19 protein-coding genes are annotated in these 26,481 nt (G+C 72.8%); 11 read left to right on the top strand and 8 right to left on the bottom strand.

Going from position 1 to position 26,481, the window contains the following annotated elements; genetic code table 11:
* Positions 1-213: 213 nt before the first annotated feature.
* From ACZ62B_RS16110 to ACZ62B_RS16090, 5 genes are read right to left on the bottom strand one after another with little or no spacing between them, the layout of a single operon-like run.
* A complete protein-coding gene (locus tag ACZ62B_RS16110; RefSeq protein WP_469690764.1) occupies positions 214-3,120 on the bottom strand; it encodes a DUF5682 family protein in 2,907 nt (968 codons plus the stop codon).
* Positions 3,117-4,241: an ATP-binding protein gene (locus tag ACZ62B_RS16105; protein ID WP_344558504.1), complete on the bottom strand. Its 1,125-nt coding sequence runs from the start codon at positions 4,239-4,241 to the stop codon at positions 3,117-3,119. The genes ACZ62B_RS16110 and ACZ62B_RS16105 overlap by 4 nt, the downstream gene beginning before the upstream one ends.
* A gap of 55 nt (positions 4,242-4,296) precedes the next feature.
* Complete coding sequence (locus ACZ62B_RS16100; protein ID WP_344558506.1) at positions 4,297-5,721, bottom strand: vWA domain-containing protein; 1,425 nt, start codon at positions 5,719-5,721, stop codon at positions 4,297-4,299.
* A complete protein-coding gene (locus tag ACZ62B_RS16095) occupies positions 5,718-7,112 on the bottom strand; it encodes a hypothetical protein (protein ID WP_468877581.1) in 1,395 nt (464 codons plus the stop codon). The genes ACZ62B_RS16100 and ACZ62B_RS16095 overlap by 4 nt, the downstream gene beginning before the upstream one ends.
* Complete coding sequence (locus ACZ62B_RS16090) at positions 7,112-7,630, bottom strand: hypothetical protein (RefSeq protein ID WP_344558509.1); 519 nt, start codon at positions 7,628-7,630, stop codon at positions 7,112-7,114. The genes ACZ62B_RS16095 and ACZ62B_RS16090 overlap by 1 nt, the downstream gene beginning before the upstream one ends.
* A 222-nt stretch (positions 7,631-7,852) precedes the next feature.
* On the opposite strand from ACZ62B_RS16090, the gene ACZ62B_RS16085 reads away from it, so the two are divergent.
* From ACZ62B_RS16085 to ACZ62B_RS16065, 5 genes are all read left to right on the top strand, one after another.
* Positions 7,853-8,332 (top strand): effector-associated constant component EACC1, encoded by a 480-nt coding sequence (locus ACZ62B_RS16085; RefSeq protein ID WP_468888543.1) that lies wholly within the window; start codon positions 7,853-7,855, stop codon positions 8,330-8,332.
* Entirely contained in the window at positions 8,329-12,783 is a 4,455-nt protein-coding gene (locus ACZ62B_RS16080) for a caspase, EACC1-associated type (RefSeq protein WP_344558512.1), read from the top strand. Before ACZ62B_RS16085 ends, ACZ62B_RS16080 begins: the two co-directional genes overlap by 4 nt.
* Before the next feature lie 103 nt (positions 12,784-12,886).
* A complete protein-coding gene (locus tag ACZ62B_RS16075; RefSeq protein ID WP_344558513.1) occupies positions 12,887-14,545 on the top strand; it encodes an N-6 DNA methylase in 1,659 nt (552 codons plus the stop codon).
* Positions 14,546-14,651: 106 nt separating this feature from the next.
* Complete coding sequence (locus tag ACZ62B_RS16070; RefSeq protein WP_344558515.1) at positions 14,652-15,050, top strand: hypothetical protein; 399 nt, start codon at positions 14,652-14,654, stop codon at positions 15,048-15,050.
* A gap of 482 nt (positions 15,051-15,532) precedes the next feature.
* Positions 15,533-16,546, top strand: a complete 1,014-nt coding sequence (locus ACZ62B_RS16065) for an alpha/beta hydrolase (protein WP_344558517.1) — start codon at positions 15,533-15,535, stop codon at positions 16,544-16,546.
* A 67-nt stretch (positions 16,547-16,613) separates the two neighbouring features.
* On the opposite strand, the gene ACZ62B_RS16060 is transcribed toward ACZ62B_RS16065, so the two are convergent.
* Positions 16,614-17,336: a TioE family transcriptional regulator gene (locus tag ACZ62B_RS16060; protein WP_344558519.1), complete on the bottom strand. Its 723-nt coding sequence runs from the start codon at positions 17,334-17,336 to the stop codon at positions 16,614-16,616.
* Between the two features lie 58 nt (positions 17,337-17,394).
* On the opposite strand from ACZ62B_RS16060, the gene ACZ62B_RS16055 reads away from it, so the two are divergent.
* The 4 genes from ACZ62B_RS16055 (at position 17,395) to ACZ62B_RS16040 (ending at position 20,042) form a co-directional block, all read left to right on the top strand.
* Positions 17,395-18,600: an erythromycin esterase family protein gene (locus tag ACZ62B_RS16055; RefSeq protein ID WP_468877566.1), complete on the top strand. Its 1,206-nt coding sequence runs from the start codon at positions 17,395-17,397 to the stop codon at positions 18,598-18,600.
* Positions 18,601-18,628: 28 nt separating this feature from the next.
* Positions 18,629-19,108, top strand: coding sequence for a hypothetical protein (locus ACZ62B_RS16050; protein WP_469690759.1), 480 nt, complete (start codon positions 18,629-18,631; stop codon positions 19,106-19,108).
* Entirely contained in the window at positions 19,105-19,524 is a 420-nt protein-coding gene (locus ACZ62B_RS16045) for a hypothetical protein (RefSeq protein ID WP_344558525.1), read from the top strand. Before ACZ62B_RS16050 ends, ACZ62B_RS16045 begins: the two co-directional genes overlap by 4 nt.
* Before the next feature lie 254 nt (positions 19,525-19,778).
* Complete coding sequence (locus tag ACZ62B_RS16040; protein ID WP_469690757.1) at positions 19,779-20,042, top strand: hypothetical protein; 264 nt, start codon at positions 19,779-19,781, stop codon at positions 20,040-20,042.
* Between the two features lie 720 nt (positions 20,043-20,762).
* Here ACZ62B_RS16040 and ACZ62B_RS16035 read toward each other — a convergent pair.
* Positions 20,763-21,407: a TetR/AcrR family transcriptional regulator gene (locus ACZ62B_RS16035; protein ID WP_344558529.1), complete on the bottom strand. Its 645-nt coding sequence runs from the start codon at positions 21,405-21,407 to the stop codon at positions 20,763-20,765.
* Between the two features lie 77 nt (positions 21,408-21,484).
* Between ACZ62B_RS16035 and ACZ62B_RS16030 the strand changes: the two genes are divergently transcribed.
* Both ACZ62B_RS16030 and ACZ62B_RS16025 read left to right on the top strand, forming a co-directional pair.
* Positions 21,485-22,180, top strand: a complete 696-nt coding sequence (locus tag ACZ62B_RS16030) for an alpha/beta hydrolase (RefSeq protein ID WP_344558531.1) — start codon at positions 21,485-21,487, stop codon at positions 22,178-22,180.
* A 210-nt stretch (positions 22,181-22,390) separates the two neighbouring features.
* The gene (locus ACZ62B_RS16025) at positions 22,391-22,921 is read left to right on the top strand and encodes a hypothetical protein (protein ID WP_468877557.1); all 531 of its coding nucleotides are present in this window, start codon (positions 22,391-22,393) and stop codon (positions 22,919-22,921) included.
* Between the two features lie 643 nt (positions 22,922-23,564).
* Here ACZ62B_RS16025 and ACZ62B_RS16020 read toward each other — a convergent pair.
* Positions 23,565-26,342 carry a glycosyl hydrolase gene (locus ACZ62B_RS16020; protein ID WP_468719117.1) on the bottom strand — a complete coding sequence of 926 codons (2,778 nt, stop codon included), beginning with the start codon at positions 26,340-26,342 and terminating at the stop codon, positions 23,565-23,567.
* Between the last annotated feature and the right edge of the window lie 139 nt (positions 26,343-26,481).

Genomic DNA, 26,481 nt, shown 5'->3' with positions numbered 1-26,481 from the left:
CGCGTACCTCGACGATCAGCATTTCCTCCTGGACGGACATCTCAACGGTGATGATCCGACGGGCCACCTCCGCATCAGCGGAGCGTTGCGGTGGGGTGCAAGGGCCTTCTGCGCGCCGGTGTCGCAATCCACGCCGAGCACAGAAGGCCCTCGCCCGTTCAAGCAGCCGTCGCGCGTGTCACCAACGTCTCGGACGACACACCGCCACCGCCGTCACCTGGCAGTGAGCAAGCAATCCAGGGCATTCGCCGTCTCTGGGTACCGGGTCGTCAGCGCCGCGCCCGACGGGCCGGAACCGGCCTCTGCCACCCAGCCACCGTCGCAGCCCAGCACGTCCGCCACCGCGTCGCACGTCGCCGGATGCGCGGCCAGCAGCCCCACGCCCGACGGCGCCGGGACATCGGACCACGTCCACCCCTCCGTACAACCCAGCAGCCCCGCCACCGCGTCGCACGCCGCCGGGTGTGCCGTGAGCAGTGCCGCGCCACGGCGGGCCTCGGCCACGGGCTTCGCCCGGGAGACGGCGAACGGATCCGTCTCCGGCATCCGCCACGGCGGTGTCCACGCGTCCAGTTCCGCCAGCCGGCCCGGGAAGACGCGGCCGGCCTCGCGGACCATCAGCGGGGCGAGGTCCGCCGCGCCGGAGCGCAGGGTGGTGATCAACAGCGGCAGCCACGGCAGCAGCACCGTGTCCGGCAGCCGCCCGAACGCGTTCGACACCGCCTCCACGACCACGTCCGCCAGCCCCGGCACCGGCTCCAGCGCGTGCACGAAACCGCTGAGGTAGCGCGGGTAGGAGGGCACCACCAGCGGGTTGTCCAGCAGCTCGTCGCACCGCGCCCGCAGCTCGGCCCGGGACAGGGTGCCGAGCTGCACCTGCGCCGCCCACAGCAGTGCCGTCTTCGACGGGTCCTCCGGATGCGACTGGGCGACCGCGAGCTCCAGCTGGTTCCGGTCGCAGCCCAGCGACAGCGCGAGGCTCTCCATGGAGAACAGGAAGCCGAGCATCGCCGCGACCTGCCCCACCGTCGCGTCCTCGTCCCGGAACGCCGTCGGCAGCAGCGTGCAGTAGTGGGCGTAACCGGTCTTGACGAACGACTCGATCCACGCCGGCAGCACCGGCTCACTGGTGCGGTAGTACGCCAGCAGCGCACGCACCCGGCGCAGCACCTCCGGCGCCCCGTCGACGCTCCGCTCGGCGGCGAGCACCTTCAGCGCGTGCGTGCCGAGCTCGTCGGCGAGCCGGCGGCTGCCCAGGTACAGGAGCGTGTCCTCGACGGCCGCCAGCACCGTCGCCGTGGTCGCCCGCGGCCCGTACGCGTCGCGCCGCAGCCGCTGCTCCAGGACCTGTTCCAGGCTGACACCCTCGTAGCCCAGCTCGATCAGAGCCCGCTGGTGCGTCCCGAGCGCCAGGTCCCACGACTCCTGGATCGACCGCTCACCGAGCCGCCGCTCACCCATGATCGGCCGTGCCGCGCCCTGCGGCAGCAGACGCCGCAGCATCCACAGCACGTCGGAACACGCCCGCAGCTCCGGCCGGGAGGCCATGTCCAGCAGCGCCCGGCGCACCCCGCGCTGCTCGAGCCTCAGCTCCAGCGGTGCGAGCCGGTCGTACACGTCACGGGCGAGCGGCGGCAGCGAGTCGTACCCGACCTGGCCGATCCGGTCGCCGCCCATCATGATCTCGACGAGGCGCCGCACGTCCCGCCGTCCCGGGACGCTGTCCTTCTCGATGCAGGTGACCGCCGCGTCCTGGAAGTCGTACGGCGTCGGCTTGGCCCGGTCCCGCATGCCGGCGAGCAGGATCGACGTCTCGAAGACGGCGATGGCGTCGGCGGTGGAGGCGAGATAGCCGTTGCGCCGGGCCGCGCGCACGATGTCCACCGACCAGCCGAGCAGCTCGGCCTCGTCGAGCCCGTCGAGCACGGGAGGCCGACGAAGGAAGCCCGACAGCTTGTCCGCGGCGGCCTCGGGCGGTGGAGCGGGGACGACGGCCGCCTTCTTGGCCGCGGACTTCCTCTTCCCGGCCTGTCCCTCCAGCACGTACGGCTTCACACGGGTCCGCTTCAGACCCTTCGCCCACTCCGTCGCCGCGATCGACACCGAGCCCGCGGCGAGGCCGAACTGCGCCTCGATCGCCGCGTGGCTGGACGGGATCAGCCCGTACTGCCAGGTGGTGGCGGTACGCGGGGAGATCGTGAACGTGTCCGAGCTGCCCCGCACGCCGAACTCCTCGACGCGGCTGGCCGCGTGGAACGCCCCGCACACGTACAGACAGTCCTCCGGGTCCGTGCCGCTCGCCGCCAGGTGCTCACGCATCCGGGTCCACATGTACCGCTCGCGGTCCTCGTCCACCCGGAGCCGCGACCCCTCTCCGGGGGCGAGCCGCCGGAACAGGCTGCCGATGAGGAACATCACCTGGCGGTAGGTGTCGTGGTCGCTGTCCCCGAGCGGGACCTCGACGTACTGGTGCCACCACTCCGACCAGTGCCGCACCTTGCCGTGGCGCAGCAGGTGCTCCTCCAGCTCGGCGAAGCGCGGCCGCAGGTCGCCGATCTCGACGCCGACGGCCTCACCGTGCAGCGCGGCCTCGTCCTCCTGAGGAGGTTCGGCACCCTCCTGCGCCTGTTCACCCCTCCTGTCCCACTGGAAGACGTGGTCCGCCGACCGGTCGACGAGCACCAGCTCGACGCCCGGCGTGTCCAGGGCGTACGCGATCGCCTGGTACTCGGCGGACGCCTCCGTGACCGGTGCCACCACCGACAGCGGGGCCCAGTCGGCCGGGAAGCCGTCGACGTCGCCGGCGAACGCCTGCACCGCCACCGGCAGCCGGCAGTTGCGCAGCTCGGTCAGGAGCGGCGCCATGTCCTCGCACAGCTCCAGGTACACCACCTTGGGCTGCTTCTCGCGCAGCCGGCGGGCCATGGCGAGCGCCGAGGCGGGGGAGTGGTGACAGACGGGGAAGATCTCCAGCGGCTCGCGCACCGCCCGGTCGACGTCGTCGACCATGCCGAGGAGGATCCCCTCCAGGGCGTCCGGGCCGCCCGCGAACGCGGCGGCGGCATCCTGCAGTTGTCCGCGCAGTGACGCGAACGACGTGCTCTCCCGGGACCCGCTCATGACAGGGTGGCGATCGCGTCGCGGCCGCCCTCGAGGAACTCGGGCCAGGAGCCGCCCTCCTCCTTGCTGCGCGGCTCGACGACACCGTGCAGGTACTTGTTGAGGATGGCCAGGTCCTCGGGCTCGCGCCGGGTGAGCGAGCCGACCAGCGAGGAGGCGAGGGCGCGGGCGGTCAGGGTGCGCTCGCCGAAGAAGTTGCTGTGCAGGACGGCGTCCTCCAGCACACCGATCTGCTCGGCCGTCGACAGCGCGGACTCCAGCTTCTCGTCGTCGCTGCCGGCCGCGGCGGCGGACGCCCGCAGGTCGGCGAAGCTCTGCAGCAGCACGTCCAGCAGGGTCGGCGGCACGTCCAGGTCGATCGAGTGCCGGCGCAGCAGCTCCTCGGTGCGGAAGCGGACGATCTCCGCCTCGCTCTTCTTGTTCGTCACGACCGGGATGCGGACGAAGTTGAAGCGCCGCTTGAGCGCGGAGGACAGGTCGTTGACGCCCCGGTCGCGGCTGTTGGCCGTGGCGATGATGGAGAAGCCGGGCTTGGCGAAGACGATGTTGTCGTCACCGCCGCCGCTCTCCAGCTCGGGAACCGAGATGTACTTCTCGGAGAGGATCGAGATCAGCGCGTCCTGGACGTCACTCGTGGAACGGGTCAGCTCCTCGAAACGGCCGATGGCACCCGCCTCCATCGCGGTCATGATCGGCGAGGGGATCATCGACTCCCGCGACTGGCCCTTGGCGATGACCATCGACACGTTCCACGAGTACTTGATGTGGTCCTCGGTGGTGCCGGCCGTGCCCTGCACCACCAGCGTGGAGTTACGGCTGATCGCCGCGGACAGCAGCTCGGCCAGCCAGCTCTTGCCCGTGCCGGGGTCACCGATGAGCAGCAGACCGCGGTCGGAGGCGAGCGTGACGATCGACCGCTCCACGAAGCTGCGGTCGCCGAACCACTTCTGCGACACCTCCCGGTCCAGGCCGTCGGCACGCTCGGAGCCGAGGATGAACAGACGGACCATCTTCGGGGACAGGCGCCACGAGAACGGCTTGGGGTTGTCGTCGATCGACTCCAGCCAGTCGAGCTCCTCGGCGTACTTGATCTCGGCGGGGGCGCGCAGCAGGTCGGACATGAGGGGAAAGCCTTTCGTAGGTGGTCGAGAGGGACGTGTGACGCCGCTGCGTCGATCAGGTGAGGAACGTCTTGAGTTCGTGCACGAGCTTCTTGATGTGGCCGGAGATCACCGGCGTACCGAGGTCCTTGAACTTCTCCCGGAACCACGGGTTGACGCTGCCGCGCCCGGAGCTGGTCACCGAACCCACCGGAATGAACTTCGCCCCCGAGCGGTGAACGGCGGCCATGCTCTCGAACAGCTCGTCGGTGCGCCATTCGTAGAAGTCGGAGATCCACACCACGACGGTGTTGCGCGGCTCGGCGATCTTCGGCTGGGCGAGCGCCATGGCGACGGTGCCGTCGGTGCCGCCGCCGAGCTTGGTCCGCAGCAGCGTCTCGAACGGGTCGTGCGCCCAGGGCGTGAGGTCCAGCGCCTGCGTGTCGTACGCGATCAGGTGGACGTCCACCTTCGGCAGCCCGGCGAAGATGGACGCCAGGATGGTGCAGTTGACCATCGAGTCGACCATCGAACCGGACTGGTCCACGACGACGATCAGCCGCTGGGGCGTCGTCTTGCGGCTGGTGTGCCGGTAGTAGAGCCGGTCGACGTAGAGCCGCTCCTCCTCCGGGTCCCAGTTGGTGAGGTTCTTCCAGATGGTGCGGTCGAGATCGAGGTTGCGGTAGACGCGCTTGGGCGGGACGGACCGGTCGAGTTCACCGACCGTGGCCTTCTCCACCTGGGTGCGCAGCACTTCGGTGACCTCGTCGACGTAACGCCGGATCAGCGCCTTGGCGTTGGCGAGGGCGACACCGGAGAGGTTGTTCTTGTCGCGCAGCAACTGCTCGATCAGCGACATGCTCGGCGTCAGCCGGGAGGCCAGCGCGGGGTCGGCCAGCACCTCACGCAGATGCATGCGCTTGACGAGACCGGCCTCGATGGAGCCCAGCTCGGGACCGATCTCGGGGATCAGACGGCTGAGGTCGGGCGTGGGGCCGCCGAAGCCGGTGCCGGTCGGGCTGACGCCCTGCCCGCCGCCCGCGCGGTTGACACCACCGCGTCCGCCGCGCAGCTCGCCGGGCCGACAGCCCAGCGCCCGCTCCAGCCAGCCCGCGTCCGACTGCCAGCGCGCCAGCTGCTCGGCGGTGACGGTGCCGGAGCCGGAGGCGAAGACGTTCAGCAGCACCTTCGACGCGAGCGCCGCGCGCCGCACCTCGGCGGCCCGGTCACGCGCGCCGTCCTCGTCCGGCTCGGGCGTCATCAGCCCGTCGAACTCGGCGGCCAGCTCCGGGTGCCGCTGCACCACGGAGTCGACGGACGCCTGTGGGTCCAGCAGCGCGGGCGGCAGGCCGATGTCCTCGACCACGGCCAGACTCGCCGACTCCAGGGACGCCTGCTCCTCGGGGTCGAAGAGGCGGGCCAGCAGACGCCAGTACAGCACCTGCCGCCGGTTCTCGTCCGGATCGGGCGCCGGGGCGCCTCCGATGGTCGGCTCGCTCATTTCCGCAGCAGCTTTCCGGCGCGCTCGCGCAGTACCTTCACGGCATCGGTGGCGGCCTTCTCGGCGCGCACGCCGGCCTTGTCGGCCGTACCCCCGGCCCAGGCCCCGGCGTGCACGGCGACGCTCTTCTTCCGCACCGTCCTCTCCACGGCGAGCGGCTGGAGCAGGAACTCCCCGGCGTCCCACCGCAGCAGCCCGACACACGCGCCGGACGAGGCGACGACCTCGGGGGTGAGCGGACCGGCGGCCGGAACCCGGTCGGTGTCGACGGCGAGCCGCTGCCCGGCGACCTGGAACGCCACCCCGTCCTCGTCCTCCTCCACGGTGTACCCCTCCAGCAGGACGGGCACGGCGATCCGGGCCGGGTGCCGGTCGAGCGGAGCGGTCGCGAAGGCCGCGGCGGCGGGCAGCGCCACCCGCGCGGTGGCGAAGACCTCGGCGGGCTCGCCCGTACGCGCCCGTGCGTCGTCCCAGAGCAGGTCGCCCTCACCGGTGACGGGCATGGCGTCGAGCTCCATGGCCCGCCCCTCGCTCACGGCGGCCAGCAGGGACAGGTGCGGCCGGAGCAACTGCCACAGCCCCGCCCCGACGACGGTGTCGGGCTTCGGCGCGGACACCGAGGCCCGCACCAGCCGCGGCGTGCCACCGTCCGCCGGCTCGAACACCGCGTGCACCTGCGCCTGTACGGCGGTGGCGTGTTCCTGCACGTCGACACCGAGCGGCAGCAGACGACCGGTCGCCCCGCCGACCGCGGGGGCGGACGCCGCGCCGGGCAGGGTCAGCAGCACGGCGCGCGACCACAGGTCGGCCCACCGTCGTACGGGAACGTGCTCCAGCGTCGCGCCGGGGCAGGACGCGGCGAGTTCGGCGGCGAAGCCGTCGAGCAGCGTGGCCAGGCGGCGCAGCGCCGGGTCGGGCAGCATGGCGGACACGACGGGCGCGGCACCGGCGATCACCTCGTGGTCGATACCGCGCCAGCCTGCCCGCGCGAGATCGCACAGCCAACTACGGGCGGCGGCACACAGGTTGACCGCATGATCCGCCCCGCCGTCCGCGGCCGTGCCGCTCTCCCCGTCCCGCGCCCGCCCGACGGCCTCCTCGACCCGCAGGAGGAGCGCGTCGTGCACGGAGCCGAGCAGCGCGGTGCGCGCGGCGGCGAGCGCGACGAAGTGGTCCTCGCCGGCGGCCCCGGCGGCCGTCTTCTCGGCCGCCTCGGCGACCCGCCCGGCCAGCGGCGACCCGGCGACGGCCTCGGCGAGTCCGGCCAGCCCGACGGCCTGAGCGGGGCCCGGACGGAGGAGGCCGCCCACGAGAACCTCGTCGAACCCGTCCACGGCCGCGAGGGCCTCGTCGAGCCCGTCGACGGTGTCGTTCAGCAGATCGGCACGCATCACGCCACCGCCCTCGTCGTCGGGAACCACTGCATCTCGGGCAGCGGAGCGGTGTCCGGGGCCAGTTCGAGGTAGGCCAGATGCCGCAGGAACCGGCTGAACACCTGCGCCGCGGCCGAACGGTCGCCCTGCGCGGGCCGCGTGCGGCTCATGGCACTGAAGACGGTGTGGGCGTCCGGGTCCTCGCCGGAGACCTCGACCTTCAGATACCGCGCCACGCGCTCGACGCCGTACTGCAGCACCGCCTCGTCGACGAGGGCGCGTATGTGATTGCAGAAACCCCCGCGCGCCCCGCCGCAGGGCCGGTTGTTGTTGGTGCTGCACGCGAACGCGTACGTCCCCGCCTCGACGGACGACACGTACACCCGCCCGATGTCCGACCCGCTGGACACCACACCCTGCAACCGCCCGTCGGCCAGCTCCACGAACGGCACCTTCGCGAGCTTCCGCGGCCTCGCGGGCGGCACCACCCGCGCCGTACTCGACTTCTCCCGGACCGACAACGCACCATCTCCCATGCATGCGAAAGGGGACGTCAGCGCCAGAACGGCGCGACGAGATCAAACTATCGGCAGCCACTGACAACGCCCTGGAACGTGTGCCGTGCGGGGCCCCGGTGGGGCATGCTGTCCGCAGGGAGAGGTGAGGATGCCCGAGGGACGTCCGCACTCCTCACTCCCTGCCCGAAGTCCGAAGCCCGAAGAAGACGTTCGACCCCCGGGGGGACCATGCGGCTTGTCGTGACGGTGCACGACGACGAGAACGGTACGGACGACACGGCGGGCGCCGCCGCGGAACTCAGGACGTGGCTGACGGACGTGCCCCGGCTCAGGGGACGCGTCGACCGCGCCGACCGCTCCGAACGGGACGACCGCGCCGAACAGGAAGGCGGCGCCCCGGCGCGGACGATGGGGCCGGCCGTCGACGCGCTGGTGGCGGTCCTGGAGCCCGGCGGTGTCGCCGCGGTCTTCGCGGGAGCGCTGGTGGCGTGGCTGCAGACCCGCCGCAGCAGCCACACGATCAGCGTGACCCGGCCCGACGGCACCCGGATCACCCTGTCCTCCCGCCAGGCCCGCGCACTGAGCCCGCAGGAGGCGGCCGACCTGGCCGAGCGCCTGGCACGCCCGCCGGCGGACGGAACCCGGCAGGACGACGCCGACCAGGACGACGGCGACGGAGACACCCGGGACGGCGACCCGTCGGACTCCCGCACGACATGACGGCCGGCGGTCTCGCCGCTCCCGGCGCGCGTGCGGTGCTGTGCGGCACCGGGAGCCACGTCCGCGGGTCGGAACTGCCCGACCTGCCCTCGGTCGACACGACGCTCGACGATCTGCGGCGCACCCTGATCGACGTGTGCGGCATGGACCCCGGACACGTCGTGCGCGTCCCGGCCCGTGCCGGGGCCGCCGAGGTGGTCGACGCGGTCGAGGAGGCGTCGGCCGCCGGCGGCGGACCCGTTCTCTTCTACTACGTCGGGCACGGACTGCTGGGCCCGCGCGACGACCTGTACCTCGCCACCCGGGACAGCCGGTCCGCCCGGCACATCGCACGGTCCGTCTCCTACCGGACCGTCCGTGACCTGCTGGGCGCCGGAGGCAACGGCAGCCTCGTCGTCCTCGACTGCTGCTTCTCCGGCCGTGGCGGCACACCGCCGTCCGAGGGCGGAGCGCGCCGGGCCTTCGCCTCCGCCGCACCGCGCGGCAGCTTCCTGCTCTCGTCGGCCTCGCACTACGCGCTCTCCTTCGCCCCCGAGGGCGAACCGCACACCCTGTTCACCGGCCGGCTGCTCGGCCTGCTCAACGAGGGAGACCCGGCCGGTCCGCCCCTGCTGAGCGCCGACCGGCTGCACGCCGCGCTCGACGAGGCCTTCGCCGACGACGCGCGGGTCGACCCGGCCCGGCGGAGCGAGGGCACACTGGGTTCGCTGGTCCTCGCCCGCAACCGCGCCTACCCGCCGCACCCCACCGGAGCGGGGACGGCCGAGCGGCCCGCCGACCTGCCGTGCCCCTACCCGGGGCTGGAGCCGTACCGGACGGAGGACAGCGCCCACTTCTTCGGGCGCGGGGAACTCACCGACCGGCTGATCGAACTGGTCGAGGAGATACCGGACGGCGGCCAGGCCGTGCTGGTGGGCGCATCCGGCGCGGGCAAGTCGTCACTGCTGCGCGCCGGCCTGCTCGCCGGACTGGAGGCCCGTACGACGTCGCCCGGGCCCGCGCTGCTGCTGCCCGCCCCCGGACCGCACCCCTTCCGCACCCTGGCCGAGGCGTGGGCGGGAGTCACCGGACGGGACACGGACGAGGTGCGGGCGGAGCTGGAACGCGGTCGCTTCCCCGCCCCGTCGCACGGACGGCCCGTCTGCCGGCTGCTGGTGGTGGACCAGTTCGAGGAGATCTTCACCCGGTGCGGCACTCCCGACGAGCGCGCCGCGTTCGTCTCCCTGCTCACCGGGGACGGGCCCGGCCCGAGGCCCCGGATCGTCCTCGGCCTGCGGGCGGACCACTACGGAAGCTGCCTGGAGCACCCAGGGCTCGAACGCGCGCTGGCACGGGCCCAGTTCACCGTGCCGCCGCTGCACGAAGGGGAGTTGCGCGCCATCGTGGAGCGCCCGGCGGCAGCCGTCGGGATGAGCCTCGAGCCGGGCCTGACGGACCTGCTGCTGCACGACCTCCGTGCGGGCCGCTCCGCGCACGACACGGCGACGGCGCTGCCGTTCCTGGCCCACGCGCTGCGGGAGACATGGCGCGGGCGCAGCGGAGCCGTGCTCACCCTCGCCGGGTACCGGGCGACGGGAGGCATCTGGCAGTCGGTCGCCACCGCGACCCGGCGCGTCTACGAGTCCCTGGACGACGACGGGCGGACGATGATGCGCCGGCTGCTGCTGTGTCTGGTCCACCTCCCCCCGGACGGCGGAGCCGCCGTCCTGCGCCACCGCGTCCCGTTCGGCGCGCTGCCGCCCGGATCGGACGCGATCCGCGACCAGCTCGCCGGGGAACGGCTGCTGACGGTGGACCAGGACACGGCGCAGATCGCGCACGAGGCGCTGCTCCGGGCCTGGCCCCTGCTGCGCGAGTGGATCCAGCAGGACGCCGCCGTCCTGCTGCTGCGCCAGCAACTGGGCACCGCCGCCGGGGAATGGGAAGCCGCGGGCCGTGACGCCGCCTTCCTCTACCGGGGGAGCCGGCTCCAGGCGGCGGCCGAACTCGACGACCAGGACGAACTGCCCGAACCGGAGCGGGAGTTCCTCGCGGCCGGGCAGGCGGCGGCCACGAACGAACTGCGCCGGGAGCGGCGCCGGACCACACTGCTGAAGCGAGCCCTGGCCGCCGTGGCCGTCGCGCTGTGCCTCGCCCTCGTCGCCGCCGCCGTCGCGGTCCGTCAGCAACGCTCCGCGGAGAGACAGCAACGCGTGGCCGCGGCCCGCGGACTGCTGGCCGAGGCGAACGGTCTCGGAACGTCCGACCCCCGTACCGCCCTGCGGCTGGGGCTCGCCGCGTACGCCCTGCGCCCCGGTGCCGACGCCCGCCGCGCGCTCTTCGACACCCTGGCCGGCAGCGCGTTCCGCGGCGTGTCCGAGCTGCCCATGACGACGAGGAGCGATCCCGTACTCGCCCCCGGCGGGCGGATGCTGGCGACGAGGGACGAGAAGGGTCTGACGATCCGGGACACCAGCCGCGATCCGGTTCCCCGCACCCCGCTGGCGCGGCTGTCCTGCCCGTTCCCGGAGGACGACACGGAGGAGTCCGTGGCGTTCGGCGGTCCCGGCGGCCGGATGCTCGTCGCCGTGTGCGGGGACGGCGAGGTACGCCTGTGGAACCTCGCCGGTCTCCCGGAGGACGGCGGTCCCCGGCCCGCGGTGACGCTCCGCGCGAAGGGGGTGCCGGACCGGACCGCCGGACCGGCCGCGCTCGCCCTGAGTCCGGACGGAACCACGGTGGCGAGCATCGGCTGGTCCCGGTACGTCGGCACGGGCGCGCTCGTCCTGTGGGACGTGGGCGACCCGCGCGACCCACGGCAACTCGCGGCCATGAAACCGGAGTTGCCGCAGCCGGATTCGATGCAGAGCGACCGGGTGGCGTTCAGCCCGGACGGCCGCCTGCTGGCCACCGCCGACACCTACGGTGACCTGCGGCTGTGGGACGTCTCGGACCCCCGGTCGCCCCGGCTCCGCGGCAAGGTGGAGGACGCCGGCGGGGCGTTGGCGTTCCACCCGGACGGTGATCTGCTGGCGGTGAGCAGCGACCGCGTGGTCGAACTGGTCGACATCCGCTCGCCCGGCGATCCGAAGGTCCTCGACGAACGCACGGCCCACAGCAACCTGGTCAGCTCCCTCGACTTCTCCCCGGACGGCCGGCGTCTGGCCAGCGCGGGCTGGGACAGGAGCGTCGCCCTGTGGGACGTCGCCGACCCTCGGGACATGACCAACGAGGCCCGCCTGTACGGGCACTCGGGGTTCGTCGACACGACGAGGTTCGGTGCGAACGGCCGGTCACTGGTCTCGGCGGGCTTCGGCGAGGTCGTCCACCGGGACCTGTCCGACGTCCATCCGCCGCGTGTCCTCGACGTGTTGCCGGACGGTGACGAACTCGCGCTGGCACCGGACGGCACGACCCTGGCCGTGGCCCGGGGCGCGCGCATCGGCCTGTGGGACCTGTCCGACCCCTCCGATCCGCGAAGACTCGCCGAGTTGGACAACCCCGTGAAGGACCGCTACGAAACCGTGGACGGCGGCACCGTCGTCGGCACCGGCGACATCCTCGCCGACCTCGACTTCAGCTTCGACGGCACCCTGCTCGCGGCCATGAACCACGCTCGCCGGGTCACCCTCTGGGACGTCTCCGATCCGGCCCGCCCCCGGGTCGCCGGCACGGTGAGCGGTGCCCACCAGGGCGCGGTGAACCCCACGCTCGACTTCGCCCCCGACCGCCCCCTCCTGGCCGTCAACGACCTGGAGAACGTGAATGTCTGGGACGTGTCCGACCCCGCCCTGCCCGCTCTGGCCGCCGCCACCGCACCCACGTCCCTGAGGGACGTCGTCTTCTCCCCGGACGGCCGTCGGCTCCTGCTGGTGGGAACCGGTCTGAGCCTCTGGGACCTGTCCACCGACAGGGTCACCTCCCTGTCGGTGGACACCCGCTTCTACGGAGGGGGCGCGAGAGCGGCGTTCTCCTCGTACGGTGATGTGGTGGCCGCCGTCGCCACGGTGCCCGCCGCCACCGAGCGGCCCGGGGTCCGGGTGGATCTGTGGGACGCCGGAGAGGACGGTGCCGGACACGCGTCCGGCGCGACCGACCCCATGGACGCGGGCCGGGCGAAATTCACCCACCTGGCCTTCCATCCCGACGGCCGGCTGCTGGCGGGCGCGGGGGAGGACGGCACGGTACGCCTGTGGAGCGTCGCCGACCCCGAACGGCCGCACCTGGCCTACTCGTTCAGCGGCCACAGGGAAGGCGTCGACGAGGTGGTCCTGGGCGGACCGCACGGGCGAACGATGATCACGACGAGCGCGGGTCTCGCCTACGTCGTCGACCTCGGCGCCTACCCCGAGACGGCGGCCGACACCCTCGGCATGGCCTGCAGGGCCGCGGGCGGCGGCCTGACCCGCGAGGAGTGGGAGGAACAGGTGCCGGAGGCCGAGTTCGTGGAGACGTGCCCGGCCCGTGGGTGACACCGACAGGCGAGCGGCTCGGGGGCGGCCGCACGAGCGCGCCGTTGACGTCGTCAACGGCGTCCGTTGAAACGTGGCTGGAGCGCTGTGTACCGTAGGCGGTATGCCACAGACCCCGGCCACGCCGACGAACCCGTTGGTCACCGGTTCCGAGATCGCCCGCATCGCGGGGGTCACCCGCGCCGCCGTGTCGAACTGGCGACGGCGGTACGACGACTTCCCGGCGCCGGTCGGAGGTGGCGCCAACAGCCCGCTCTTCGACCTGGCCGAGGTCCAGGCCTGGCTGGACAAGCAGAGCAAGGGCCAGGACGTCACCGACGAGGTCCAGCTCTGGCAGGTGCTGCGGGGGGCCTACGGCGACGACATCCTCGGCGGACTCGCGGACATCGCGCACGTCCTCGCCGCCCCCGGGGAGAAGGCGCCGGCCGCGCTGCCCGACCAGGCGGTCCGGCTCGCCCGCCGCATGGCCGACGGCGGTTCCGCCGCGGACGTGGTGAACGGGCTCGCCGAGCGTTTCACGGAGTCCGTACGGCGAGCGGGCTCGGACCAGGTGACCTCGCCCCGGGTGGTTCGGGCCGTCCGGCACTTCGTGGGTGACGTGGCGGCCGACGCGGTGCTGTTCGACCCGGCCTGCGGAATCGGCACCCTCCTGCTCACCGTCGGCGCCGAACGGGGCGCCAGGCGATGCGGCCAGGAAGCGGACGCCCGCAGTGCGCGGTTCGCGCGGTCGCGCGCCGTCCTCGCCGCACTTCCCCGTACCGAGATCGAGCAGGGCGACTCCCTGCGCGCGGACGCGTGGCCCGACCTCAAGGCCGACCTCGTCGTCTGCGATCCGCCGGTCAGCGACACCGACTGGGGGCGGGAGGAGCTCCTCCTCGACCCCCGCTGGGAGCTCGGCACGCCCTCCCGCGCGGAGGGCGAACTCGCCTGGCTCCAGCACGCCTACGCGCACACCGCGCCCGGTGGCCGCCTCATCATGGTCATGCCCGCCTCGGTGGCCTACCGCAAGGCCGGCCGCCGCATCCGGGCCGAGCTGGTCCGCCGGGGCATCCTCACCCAGGTCACCGCGCTGGCCCCCGGTACGGCCGCCGCGCACTCCCTCCCCGTGCACCTGTGGCATCTGCGCCGCCCGCGGACCCCGGACGACGCGGCCACCGCCGTACGCATGGTGGACCTCACCTCCAACGACCCGGACGACTCCCTGGAGCCGCGGCCCCAGCAGATCACCGAGGTACCCCAGATCGATCTGCTCGACGACCTGGTCGACCTCACCCCGAGCCGTCACGTCGAGGAGTCCCACCGCGACTACGTGACCGAGTACGACACCCTGCGCCAGGAGCTGACCGGACAGGTGCGGCGCCTGGCCGAACTGCTCCCCGTTCTGGTCGCCGGCGAAGGCACCGGTGCCCTGGACGGTCCGAGCGTCAGCGTCGCCGACCTGATCAGGGCCGGGCTGGTCGAGCACGCGGACCCGGAACCGGTCTCGGTCAGCGACCAGTTGGACACGGACTTCCTCCAGGGCTTCCTGCACAGCGCCGCCAACAGCCGCCGCTCCACCACCGCCAGCGGCACCTTCCGGCTCGACAGCAAGGGCGCCCGCATCCCGCAGATGGACATCGCCGCGCAGCGCGGCTACGGGGCCGCGTTCCACGCGCTGAGGGAGTTCGAGGAGCGGTCGCGGAGGGTGGCGGAACTCAGCCGGCAGATCGCGGCACTGGCCCGGGACGGCCTCGGCAACGGCGCCCTGAAACCCGACGCCTGACGCCTCTGTCGAAAACGTGTACGCGCATCCCCCGGGTGTCTGGCACCATGAGTCGCTGCACCGATGTGTCTTCACGCGGGTCGAGCGTCCTACCGAAGGGGATTCCATGGCGGACTGGGTCTACATCCTCGATCCGCGCAGGGACACGCTGGACGGGGAACCGTCCGACAAGGAGACGATGCTCCGACTCGCCGAGGAGGAACCGGAGCTGGAGCTCTGGCTCAGCCGCCGCAACCGCATGGAGCCGGGCGACCGCCTCTGGTTCTTCTTCGCCCGGCCCGAGTCGGCGGTCGCCGCGCTGGCCGAGGTCGACGACAGACCCCGCCCGGACGACGAGGACCCCGAGGTCCCCTACGTGGTCCCCGTGACCCTGGTGACCGAGGCGACGAAGGCGCTGTACCGCGACCCGGTGAGCCGCGAGGAGCTGGGCCTGGGGCAGGCGCGGTCGGTCCAGAAGGTGAAACCGGAGGCCCTGCCGGTACTGCTGGCGCGGGCGGGACTGTAGGCGGCGCGGCGGCACCCGTCAGGGGAGCCGGGTGACGGTACGGCCACCCGTGACGCGGAGAAGGCCCGGCTCTCCGCGCCGGCGCCTCGGCCGCCGCCGCGCACCGGCTCCCGGCCTCGCCCGCGACGCGGGCCCCTCTCCCGGCTCGCCGTGCGGCGCGTCCCGCCGTTGCTGCCCCTCGCCCCGCTCGCCACCACCTCGCCGACGTCGTCCCCGGCGGCACCGAGGCGCCGACCGGCTCCCGCGACGACCGCTCGTCGCGGGAGAGCCGTACGGCCCCCGGCGCGAACGCGGGTTCCGGAAAGCCCCGGAACGCCTCACCGCCGTACGGCGGCGGCGGATCCGGCGGCGTCCGGGGTCCGACGAGGTGGGTCCGGACGCATCGTCGTGACCGTCCGTGGGAAGGGCAGTTCCGACACCCTTGCGCGTCCAGCCCGGTCGAACCGCCCGTACAGCGACGAACCGCACCCCAGGGAGCCGCCTTGTCAGCGACCACGACCGCCGTCCTGTCCCTCCGGTCCAGAGTCCTGCTCGTCCTCGCCACGGTCCTCGCCACCCTCGCGCCGGCCGCGCCGGCGGTGGCCGCCGACGCGCACCGTCCCCCGAAGCCGCGCGGCGCCGAGGTCGTCGCGGTCACCCAGGTCGCCGACCGGCAGGTCGACCTGTCGGTGAAGTCGGCGGCCCTGGGCGGCCGCACGGTCCAGGTCCGCCTGCTCACCCCCGACGGCTGGAACCCCGACGACCGGCGCCGGCACTGGCCGACCCTGTGGCTCCTGCACGGCTGCTGCGGCGACTACACCTCGTGGACCGCCATGACCGACGTCGCGGAGACGGACAGCCTGCGCGACGTCCTGGTCGTCATGCCGGAGGCCGGCTGGAACGGCTGGTACAGCGACTGGTGGAACCACGGCGAGGGCGGCGACCCCGCGTGGGAGACCTTCCACACGGTCGAGCTGCGGCACCTCCTCGAGCGCGACTGGGGCGCCGGCCGGAACCGCGTCGTCGCCGGTCTGTCGATGGGCGGCCAGGGCGCCCTGCTCTACGCCGCCCGGCACCCCGGCATGTTCAAGGCGACCGCCGCGTACTCCGGCTCCGCCCACCCGCTCCTGAACGACGAGTCGGCCGACCGCATCCTGGGGTTCTTCGCCGGCCGGGGCGACGACCCGCTGCGCGTCTGGGGCGACCCGGTCGCGCAACGCCGCATCTGGCAGGCCCACGACCCGTTCCACCTGGCCGAGCGGCTCAAGTCGGTCCCCGTGTACCTGTCCTGCGGCGACGGCACCACCGGTCCCCTGGACGCACCCGGCGGCACCAGCGCCCTCGAGGCCGACTTCAACCGGCAGAACCACGCCCTCGCCGCCGAGCTGGAACGCGTGGGCGCGAAGCACGTGACCACCCACTTCTACGGCCCGGGAACCCACACCTGGGCATACTGGGAACGCGAGTTGCACGCCTCACTGCCGATGCTGCTGGGCGCCCTCGGCGCCGACGGCTGAGTGCCGGTACCGGCGACGCAAGGGCGTGGACGACCCGGTGCGGGCCGGGCGTCGTGTCCGACGCCGCTCATTCGCGTGCCCGGAGGTACGCCTCCAGTTCGGCGGCCCCGCTCAGCAGCGCCCGTCCGCGGGCGGACAGCCGGCCGTGCCAGTCGCGCAGGGTGCCCTCCAGCGGCTCCAGCCCGCCGGCCGTCCGCACCCGCGCGATCAGCGGGGCGATCTGCTCCAGCAGATGGCCGCCGCGCCTGAGTTGGTGGACCAGCCGGGCTTCGCGTACGTCGGCCTCCTCGTAGACGCGGTAACCGGTCAGCGGGTCGCGGCGCGGGCGCACGAGCCCGGCCGCCTCCCACTTGCGCAGCGTCGCGGGCCGGATGCCGAGCTCCTCGGCCAGCGGCCCGATGAACGTACGGCGGGGGCGGGATTCCGCGGTGTCCGCGCGGGGCGAGAGGTCACGGAGGGCCCTCTCCACGGCCCGGAGCGTCTCCCGGTCGCGGAGCAGTTGGGCGTGGCTCTCGTCGATCAGGCGGAACGCCTCGTCGGCCGCGCCCTCGTTCACGGCCCGCATGACCGCCGTCGCCGTCCGGTGACCGTGGCCGGGCACCAGGGCGAGGAACGCGCGCAGGGCCCGCGCGTGCAGCGGGGTGTAGGTCCGGTAGCCGTGGGCCGTGCGGCCGGCGGCAGGGAGGACGCCGGCCTCCTCGTAGTTCCGGACGGCCTGCGTGGACAGACCGTGCCGTCGTGCCAGGTCGATCGGCCTGAGCTTCTCACCGCTTTGAAGGTTCCGCCCCATGCAGCGGACGATATCGCGCACAAGTCTCCACCGAAAGTTCAACGATACCGTTGAAGGCATGGCAACCGACATCACGGACATCACCCATGCCGTCGAGGCCGCGGCCGTCATGAGGCTGCTTCCGGCCCGCCCACGACTCCTCGCCCTGGGCGAGCCCACCCACGGCGAGGACACCCTGCTCGGCCTGCGCAACGAGCTCTTCCGGCAGCTCGTCGAGCAGGAGGGCTACCGGACGATCGCGATCGAGAGCGACTGCGTGAGGGGCCTGGTCGTGGACGCCTACGTCACATCGGGCACGGGCACCCTCGACGAGGCCATGGAGCGCGGATTCAGCCACGGGTGGGGAGCGTTCCCGGGCAACCGCGAACTCGTCCGCTGGATGCGGGCGTACAACGAGGACCGGCCCGCGTCCGAGCGGCTCCGCTTCGCCGGCTTCGACGGCCCGCTGGAGATCACCGGAGCCGCGAGCCCCCGGCAGTCCCTCACCGCGCTCCACGACCACCTCGCGGCCCACGTCGACGCGGACCTGCTGCCCTGCACCGCGGAGACCCTCGACCGCCTGCTCGGCGCCGACGAGCCGTGGACGGACCAGGCCGTGATGACGGACCCGTCCCGGTCCGTGGGCCGCTCGGCCGAGGCCGGGGAGCTGCGGCTGCTCGCCGACGACCTGGTGGCGCTGCTCGACACACAGACGCCGCACCTGATCACCGCGACCTCGCGGGACGAGCGGGACCGTGCGCGCCTGTACGGCCGTACCGCCGTCGGCCTGCTGCGCTACCACTCCTGGACGGCCGACACCTCACCGGCCCGCATGACGCGGCTGCTGGCCACACGGGACGGGATGATGGCCGGCAACCTCCTCGCCCTCGCCGAACGGGGCCCGGTACTCGTCCACGCCCACAACAGCCACCTCCAGCGGGACAGGAGCACGATGCGCATGTGGGACCACCCGCTGCTGGAGTGGTGGAGCGCCGGCGCGCTCGTCGGCGCCCGGCTCGGCGAGCGGTACGCCTTCCTGGCCACGGCCCTCGGCACGATCCGCCACCAGGGGGTGGACACCCCGCCCCCGGACACCCTCGAAGGACTCCTGTACGCCCTCCCGGAGGACCGCTGCCTCATCGACGCCCCCCGACTGGCCACCGCCCTCGCCGGCACGCGCCCCGCTCCCCGAGTGTCCCCGTACTTCGGCTACGCCCCGTTCGACCCGGCCCACCTGCCCCGGACCGACGGGGTCGTGTACGTCAGGGACGTCCCGCGGGGCTAGGGTCTGTGCGACAGGGAGCCGAGGGGGAGTGACAGGCGTGCTGCTGGGTCTGGGGCTGTTCGTGGTCTGCGCCGTCGGCGCGATCGTCGCCGCGGCGGGGGTCGTCGCGATGGCGCTCCCCGGCCGGCCCCAGCCCTGGTCGACGCGGCTGCTGCGCCGTGCGGCGGCAGCGGCCGCGTGGGCGGCCGCGGCCGTCTACTCCCTCGGATCCTTCTCCGTCCTGGCGTCGGAGCAGGCGTTCGGCGACGGCGCGGACTCGGTCCCGGCCCCGGCCTGCCGCGACGGCTTCGACGCCGAGACCAGACAGGGCCTCTCCCACCACCGGTCCTCGTACCTGCCGCTCCGCTTCGACTGCGTCCGCCACGACGGCTCCGTCTACTCCAGTGACCCCGGCTACGTGTGGATGAACTGGGCGACCGCGTCCCTCGCCCTGACCGCCGCCCTGCTCGTCATCGGCGCCGGCTTCGCGACCGAGTTCCGTGCCCGGAAGACCGCGGTGGTGTCATGACGCTGCTCCCGGTCTTCGTCGGGCTCGTGGTCGGCTGGGTCGCGCTGCGCGGGCTGCTGGTGCATCCACTGCTGCCGCTGTGGGTGCGGACCGCGGTGTTCTGGGCGGTGCCGCTCGGCGCCATGACCTGGTTCGTGATCATGACGGCGGACGACGCCTTCCTCTTCCCGGACACCGCCCCCTGCCCCAGGGAACCGATGCGGAAGGGCATCCTCGGGGACGGGGAGGTCTCGGGAATCTCCACCCCGTTCCCGCCGCGCGCCTACTGCCAGTGGGAGGACGGCACCGTCTACGACCTCGCACCCGGCGCCGAGTTCGTGTTCTGGGTCTTCTTCGCCCTGACGGTCGTACCGCTCGCGGCGGGACTGTGGCACGCCCTGCGGGAACCGAAGTCGCTTCTGCGCCGGACGCGTTGACCGGCGGTGGTGGTGGTCGGCTCCGTCGCGCGCCCTTGACCGCTCGGTCCCGCCACAGGCAGTACACGGCGGCCGGGTCGTTCCAGTACCGCCACGGCAGGGCGTCCACGTACCCGTCGACCAGCCGGAACTGCGGCAACGCCGCCTCGTGACGGCCCTGCCGGGTCAGGAAGTACGCCGGCGGGTGCCGCACCGACGCCGCGCCCGGGTGGCCCGACGGGGCCGCGGCCACGTCCGCCAGCGCCGCGTCGACCATGGCGACCAGACGGGGCGCCCGGAAGTCGTTCCCCTTCGCGTCGCTGTCACGGTGCTCGTACCACGCGATCAACGGCAGCGCGCCGAGCGGACTGCCGCGCGGCGCCTCGGCGGCGGCCTCGCGGGCGAACGACACCGCCAGACCCTCCGAGCCACGCCACTTCGCGCACCAGTACTGCAACGCCGCGCAGTGCGCGCCGAAGTGGTGCGGATCCCGGGCGGTGATCTCCTTCCAGATCCGGTGCATCCTCTCCTGCGAGTAGCCCAGGCCGAGTGCGACCCAGATCTCGGCGACGTACGGCGAGGGGCCGTCCGGATTCAGTTCCGCCGCACGCGCGTTCAACCGCGGGGCACGCGCCAATGTCCCGTGGAAACCGGCGAACTGCTCCCGGCTGGTGTCCTTCGCCCAGCCGCCGCCCCGCAGATGCCAGGCCAGGGACACCGTCGCCCGCGCCCGCACCAGCGCCACGTCCGGGTCGTCCGGCCCGACCGCGGCCTCCCACGTGTCCAGCCAACCGCCCGGCCCGGTGCGAACCGAGCGCGTCGGAGCACAGCGAGCGGCGCGCCCAGTCACGCTGCTCCCCGGTCCGGGCCAGCAACTGCGCCGCCGGCTCCCAACGGCCGCGGTCGGCGGACTCGGCCCACTCCAACGACGACCCCGACCCCGACGACGATCGCGAGGACGACGATACGAGCGATCTCCACGATCACGCACCATCCCGCCGGGCCGCGACCACCACGGCGCCTTGCGCGCACACGAGTACACCCGTCAGGGCAGAGTCCTTCACCTCCCGTGTCCGGACCGGTGGTTGACGGGAGGCTTCAGCAGGGCCGTGTCGTGGGACGGTCCGGTGCGGGTGGGCCCGGCCGACGGGGCACACGAAGACATGGAGAGCGCCGTGACCGCGGGTCTTCGACCGTGAGGATGCGCAGCCGAGCCCTGAACCACTGCTCAGGCGGTGCATGACGCTCAACGTCCGACGTCAGCCGGGGCTCGGCGGCCCGGAGCGGCGGGTCGGTTGAGGTTCCCCGCGAGATGTGGCCTCAGGCGATCGATGGGCGGCTGAGCTGTCGTCGCTGGGCAGGTGCTCGACCGCGGCGAGGAAGTCGCGGAAGGCCCGGTCGGTGCGGGCGGTGTCGCCGGTGGCGTCGAGGTCCATGAGGAGACCACGGATGACGGCGAGGACGAGCGTCGCCAGCTCAGGCCGGCCGATGCTGCGCAGGCCGTCCTCGAGCGGCCCGAGCCAGTCGGTCGTGGCGGCGCGCCGGAAGTCGGGCCACAACTGTTGCCCTGCGCTCTCGCGCAACTGGCCGAACATCCGCAGGTACGGCCGCCCGTCCAAACCGGTGATCGAGGTCCAGGCGCGATCCAGGGTGACCGTGTAGGGCTCGTCGGGCCGCGCCCGCAGGAGGCCGCCGAAGGCGTCGAGCTGGCGTTGCCGCGCACGCCTGAGGACGGCACGCAACAGGGCGTCACGGGTGCCGAAGTGATAGATCAGCATGCGGGCCGAGGTGCCGGTGGCGGTGGCCAGCGGCTCGAGTCGGTCCGGGAGGCCGTGCGCGAGGGCGTGATCGGCACACGCGTCGAGCAGCCTCTCCTTGATGTGTGGCTGCGGCCGTCTCCCCATGTCGAACATTTTTTCGCGTAACGGCGGCTACGTCTACCGTTGATCGAAAGGCGGTCAAGGCAGACGTGGAGGTAGCGATGAGGGTCGTGTTCGTGCACGGGGCGTGCGTGCGGGACGGGTCGTGGTGGTGGCACCGCACCGCCGGGCTGCTGCAGGAGCGAGGGGTGCGGAGCGTGGCTCCCGCGCTGCCGAGCTGCGGCGAGGCGGGCCTGCCCGGAGGCGCAGGCGGTCCGGGGCTGTCCGAGGACGTCGCGGCGGTGCGGCAGGTGCTGCTGGACGGCGACGAGCCGACCGTCGTGGTCGCCCACAGCTACGGTGGCATGGTCACCGCGGAAGCCGCCGCGGGAATCGGGTCGGTACGCCACCTGCTGCTGGTCTCCAGCTACCTGCCCGAGGCCGGGCAGAGCCTGTCGGAGTTCGGGGACGGCGGCCCCGCCCCGTTCCTCGACGTCGACCCCGACACCGGCACCTTCGGGGTCCGCCCCGAGCTGCTCGTGGACACCTTCCTGCAGGACTGCGACCCCGAGGTCCAGGAGCAGGCGGCGGATCACCTCGCCCGGCAGAGCGTGCGGGTGACCGGCCAACCGGTCCGGGCGGCCGCATGGCAGCAGGTGCCCTCGACATACCTCGTATGCGCCCAGGACCGGGGCACCCCGCCGCGCCTGCAGCGCGAGTTCGCCCGCCGGGCCGGCAGCGTCGTCGAACTCGACGCCGGCCACCACCCGTTCCTGTCCCGGCCCGCCGAGGTCCGGGACCTGCTGCTGAGCCTGTGACGGCAGTCGCCGACGGGCCGGGGCATCACCCCGGCCCGCGCGAGCGAGGAGTCGCCCCCACTCCATCCGTCGTCCTGTGCCGCCCTCGTACGCCACGCCGGCGCGAGGGTCATGAACCACTGGTGACGTGCGAGGAAGCGGAGACCTCACCCGGGGCGCCGGGCCCGGTCGCAGGAACAGGTTCCTGCGACCTTGCGCCACACTGGAGGAGTGGGGAACCAACTGATCCTGACGGTGGTCGCGGTGATCGGCAGTCTTGGGGGTGTCGCCCTCGGCGGATGGCTCACCGCCCGTCGTGATGACACCCAGTGGTCACGAGAGAAGCGGCAGCGGCAGGAGGACGCGCTACGCGGTGTCTGTGCCGCTTTCGTGGCCGCTGCGATCGAATGCCGACGTCTGCTCGAACAGCTCCACTACTTCCAGCAGCTCGGACGCGACGCGGAGATCCTCACTTTCGGTGAGGAGTACAACCACAAGTCGCGGGACCTGCACCGAGAGGCGGCCCAACTGCGCTTCCTCGGTTCCGCGACTCTCATCACAGCCGCGGACGACATCGTGGTCTCGGTGTCCCGCACCCTTCAGGCCGTCAAACGTGCTGAGTCCGTGTCCTCCGCGGCGGACGTCCGTGCGGACCTGCCCGAGCTCGAAGAACTCAAGCGCTCGATCAACGCGTTCGTCGACCAAGCGCGCTCGCACGATGGCTCGGGGCCGGGCCGGCTGGACGGGCGCACATCCGGGTGATGTGCCCTCTGGCCCTGGCCGGCACCTGCTCCCGTAGACACGTGTGACGTGTTCCCTGATCCGGGTGTTCTCGGCCGGGGAACTGGCGCGTGGGTGCCTGGAGGCGGGTCCCGAACGACGACCGGCCATGTCGAGCCGGCGGTGCCGGGGCCGTCGTCCAGGCGCTGAGCGAGCACGCGGGGTCGAGCCGGACGCAGCTGGAGGAGATCGTCCGGTTCTCCAAGTGCACAGCGGGATCGGTGGAGTCGGAGTGGCGGATGCCGGCCCCGCCAGGAAGAGCACTGCGGCAAGGACCGATACGACGCAGGCGGCTCCGAAGACATCGGACCCGCGGTTCGCGCGCGCATGCGGGGCAGCCATGGACGCAGTGGCTCCGCGGTGGCCGCGAGGGCGACGGGGCGGGAAGCGATGGTGAGGCCGACCCGGGTTGCCGCATCCCCCGGAGAGCGTGGCGACGGGATGCCGGGGAGAGCCGGCGCCTGAGGAATCGGGCGGAGCGCCAGGAAGTCGCCGGACACGGCCGGCCTGGTCGGCGGCGAGCGCGTTCACCGGGCACAGCAGTACGGCCTTCACGCCGCGCCGGCCATGCCGGTGCGGCGGGCACCGGCATGGCAGCCGGTCCCCGCCGCCGGCCTTCGCCGGTTCAGTCGTACGGGATCACCAGCACGGACCTGTCCGTGCCCGTCCGGAGCTTCGAGGTGCCGTTGCCGATGGCGCTCCACACCTCCAGGCGTACGGTGCCGCCGACGAGGTCGCCCGGTGTGCCCGTGGACGCCTTGAGACCGCGTGCCTGCGTGTACTCCTCCCATCCGGTGACCGGGTCGGTCGCGAAGTAGTGGTACGTCTCGGTCCGGTCGAAGCTGCCGTCGCCGGTGAAGTCGTAGCTGATCCGGGCCTGCTGGCCCAGCCCGACCGCGGTGCCCGCGTCCACCTGGAGCCGGAAGGCGGTCTGTGCGCCCGGGGTGAGCGTGCCGTTGACGCCGCGTGCCTCGTAGACGAGGGGCTGGTACGGGGTGCCGTCGTGGTTGGCGCCGCCGGCGGAGGCGATGGTGTCGCTGCCCTCCGTGCCGCCGGTCGCCGTGGTCAGGGCGCCGCCGCTGCGCAGCTGGAAGGTGTCGCCGGTCGGCGGTTCGGGGTCCGGGTCGGGTTCTCCTGAGCCGGTTCCTGTGCTGGTCGCGGTGGAACGGGCCGGTACGGAGAAGGACTTGCCGTCGGAGAAGGTGACGGTGCGGGCCGTCGGCCCGTGGTTGTGGGCGGCGTAGGTCCGGGTCGTTCCCTTGGTGAAGACGGCGGAGGCGGGGATGTCACCGGTCACGGTGGCGTCCGGGGCGCCGAGGGTGTCGAGGGTGTTGATCCAGTGGTAGGTGTGCGCCTTCGACTCCCCCTGCTCGGGGGTGTAGCCGGAGTGGCCCGCGTCCCACTTCGCCTTGGCCGCGGCCGGGTCGGCGAAGGACTGGAACTCCCAGAGGATGTCGCGCCATTCGACGGCCGGGCCGCCGTTCTCCCGTTCCATCTCGGCGATGTTGCGCCGGATCGCGGCCTTCTCGCCGCCGAGGTGGAGCGATCCGCCGGTCACGGGCAGGACGTTGATGCCGTGGATCTCCTCGGGGTTGGCGGTCCACCAGGTGGCGTAGGCGGCGCCGCTGCCCCACACCATGCCGGCCGTGTCGTGGCCGAAGGAGGACGGGAAGACCTGCTCGTCGGCGTCGAACCAGTACTGGGCGATCGACTCCGACTCGGTGGTCAGCAGGAAGGTGCCGAGGTCGCGCAGCGAGGTGTCACCGGTGGCGGAGCCCCACAGGACGAGGGCCGCGCTGAGGTTGGTGGACTCGGAGGAGGACTCCTGGTTGTTGCCGGCGGCGAAGCCCTGGTGCCCGGAGGCCCAGCTGTGGCCCGCGTAGACGTCGAAGCCGCGCAGGAAGGGGAAGGCGGTGTCGGTGCGGCTGGGGTTGGCGGTGTCCCGTACGAGGGTCTCGACCATGCCGCCCCAGGCGGAGTCGGCGGCCCATGCCTGGTCGTACTGGGCGACGATCGCCGCCGCGTAGACGTAGTAGCCGTAGTGGAAGTGGTGGTCGTTGAGTTCGGTGTCGCTGCCGTAGGAGGCGGGGTAGCCGGTGAGGGTCTTCCAGTCCTTGTCGTAGCTGAACCCGTTCGCGCCGCCCGCCGTGAACCAGTCCTGGAGCCTGCCCTTCATCAGGCCGAGCATCCGGTCGCGGACGCCGGTCTCACCGATCTGGTCGGCCACCGGCACGAGTTGGGCGAGGCGGCCGAGGGCCTTGCCGGTCCAGTAGGTGTCGGAGGCCCCGGAGAAGGGGTCGGCGGCGTTCACGACCTCGTTCAGGTAACCGCGCAGTCGGGCGGTGTCCACGCCGTTCGACCTGGGCAGCGCGGGCAGCACGGCCGACGCCTTCTGGCTCGTGGTGAAGGAGGCCGACTCGCGGACCTTCATGGTGCCGCGCGGCGAGACGTAGGTGTAGGAGGTGAGGGGGTCCGTGGTGTGCAGCCACTGGTGGCGGTAGAGGGCCTGGAGCGTGCCGCGCTCGGTGCCTTCCTTCGCCTCGGTGGTGAGCGTGTAGGTGGCGCCGACGGTGCCCCCGGTGTAGTTCCAGGTGACCTTGGAACCGGTGACGAAGCTGTAGGCGTACTTCTTGAAGGTCGCCAGCGCGCCGGTGGACGGCAGCACGGCGACGGAGAAGTAGTCCTTGGAACCGAGACCCGCGGTGACGGTGGAGCCGGAGACGTTCCAGTCGCTCCCGGTCGGCGCGAAGAGGGCGTAGTGGTGCCCGGCGACGGTGATGCCGAGGACGTTGCCCTGGTCGGCGAAGACGGCGGGCGCGCCGGCGGTGGTGATCTGGGCGTTGCCGCCGGAGCCCTCGGCGTAGACGAACGGGGAGCCGTGGCCGATGGTGGTGCGCAGGGTGCGGGCGCCGTCGGACCAGTAGGGGGTGACCGTCCAGTCGGACCAGTCGTCGGCCTTGGTGTCCGGGGAGTTGAGGCCGGTCAGTCCGATGGTGAGGTCGCGCTTGTGGGCGTACTCGTACTGGCGGCCGTCACCGACGATCGCGGGGGTCGTCGGGTAGCCGACGTCGAGCCCGCCGGCCGTGGCCTGGTAGGTGAGGGGGTGCCCGTACATGGGGGTCGAGTACGGGTTGTCGCCGTAGCGCTGGAAGGCGAGGGAGGACCACCAGTCGTTGGTGGGCACGGGCCGGTTCCCGGCGGCGGCGGTCACCTTGGGCGTGACCGGTGTTCCCGTGTTGGTGGTGGGGCCCGACGTACCGGGGGGCCGGGTGTCGGAGTAACTGCCGGAGCCTACGGGGACGGTGGCGGCGGCCGCCGGTACGGCGGCCGGGCCCACGCCGACGGCGACGAGGGCTGAGGCCAGCAGCAGAACGGCTGCCGGTCTGGTGCGGGGGGATGGCATGCGACACCTCGAGTCATGACAGGAGGGGAGTCTGAGAGCGCTCTCAGATGGCCGGAACGTAAAGCCCATGTAATGCACGTGTCAATGCATTGAACGCAGTGGATGGTCGGCGGGCCCGTAATCCGTCATGTCTTCGCGT

It is taken from the genome of Streptomyces sp. NPDC053426 (genome assembly GCF_055585405.1).
The sequence above is the reverse complement of the archived record's forward strand: the minus strand, read 5'-3'. Positions and strand labels throughout refer to the sequence as shown.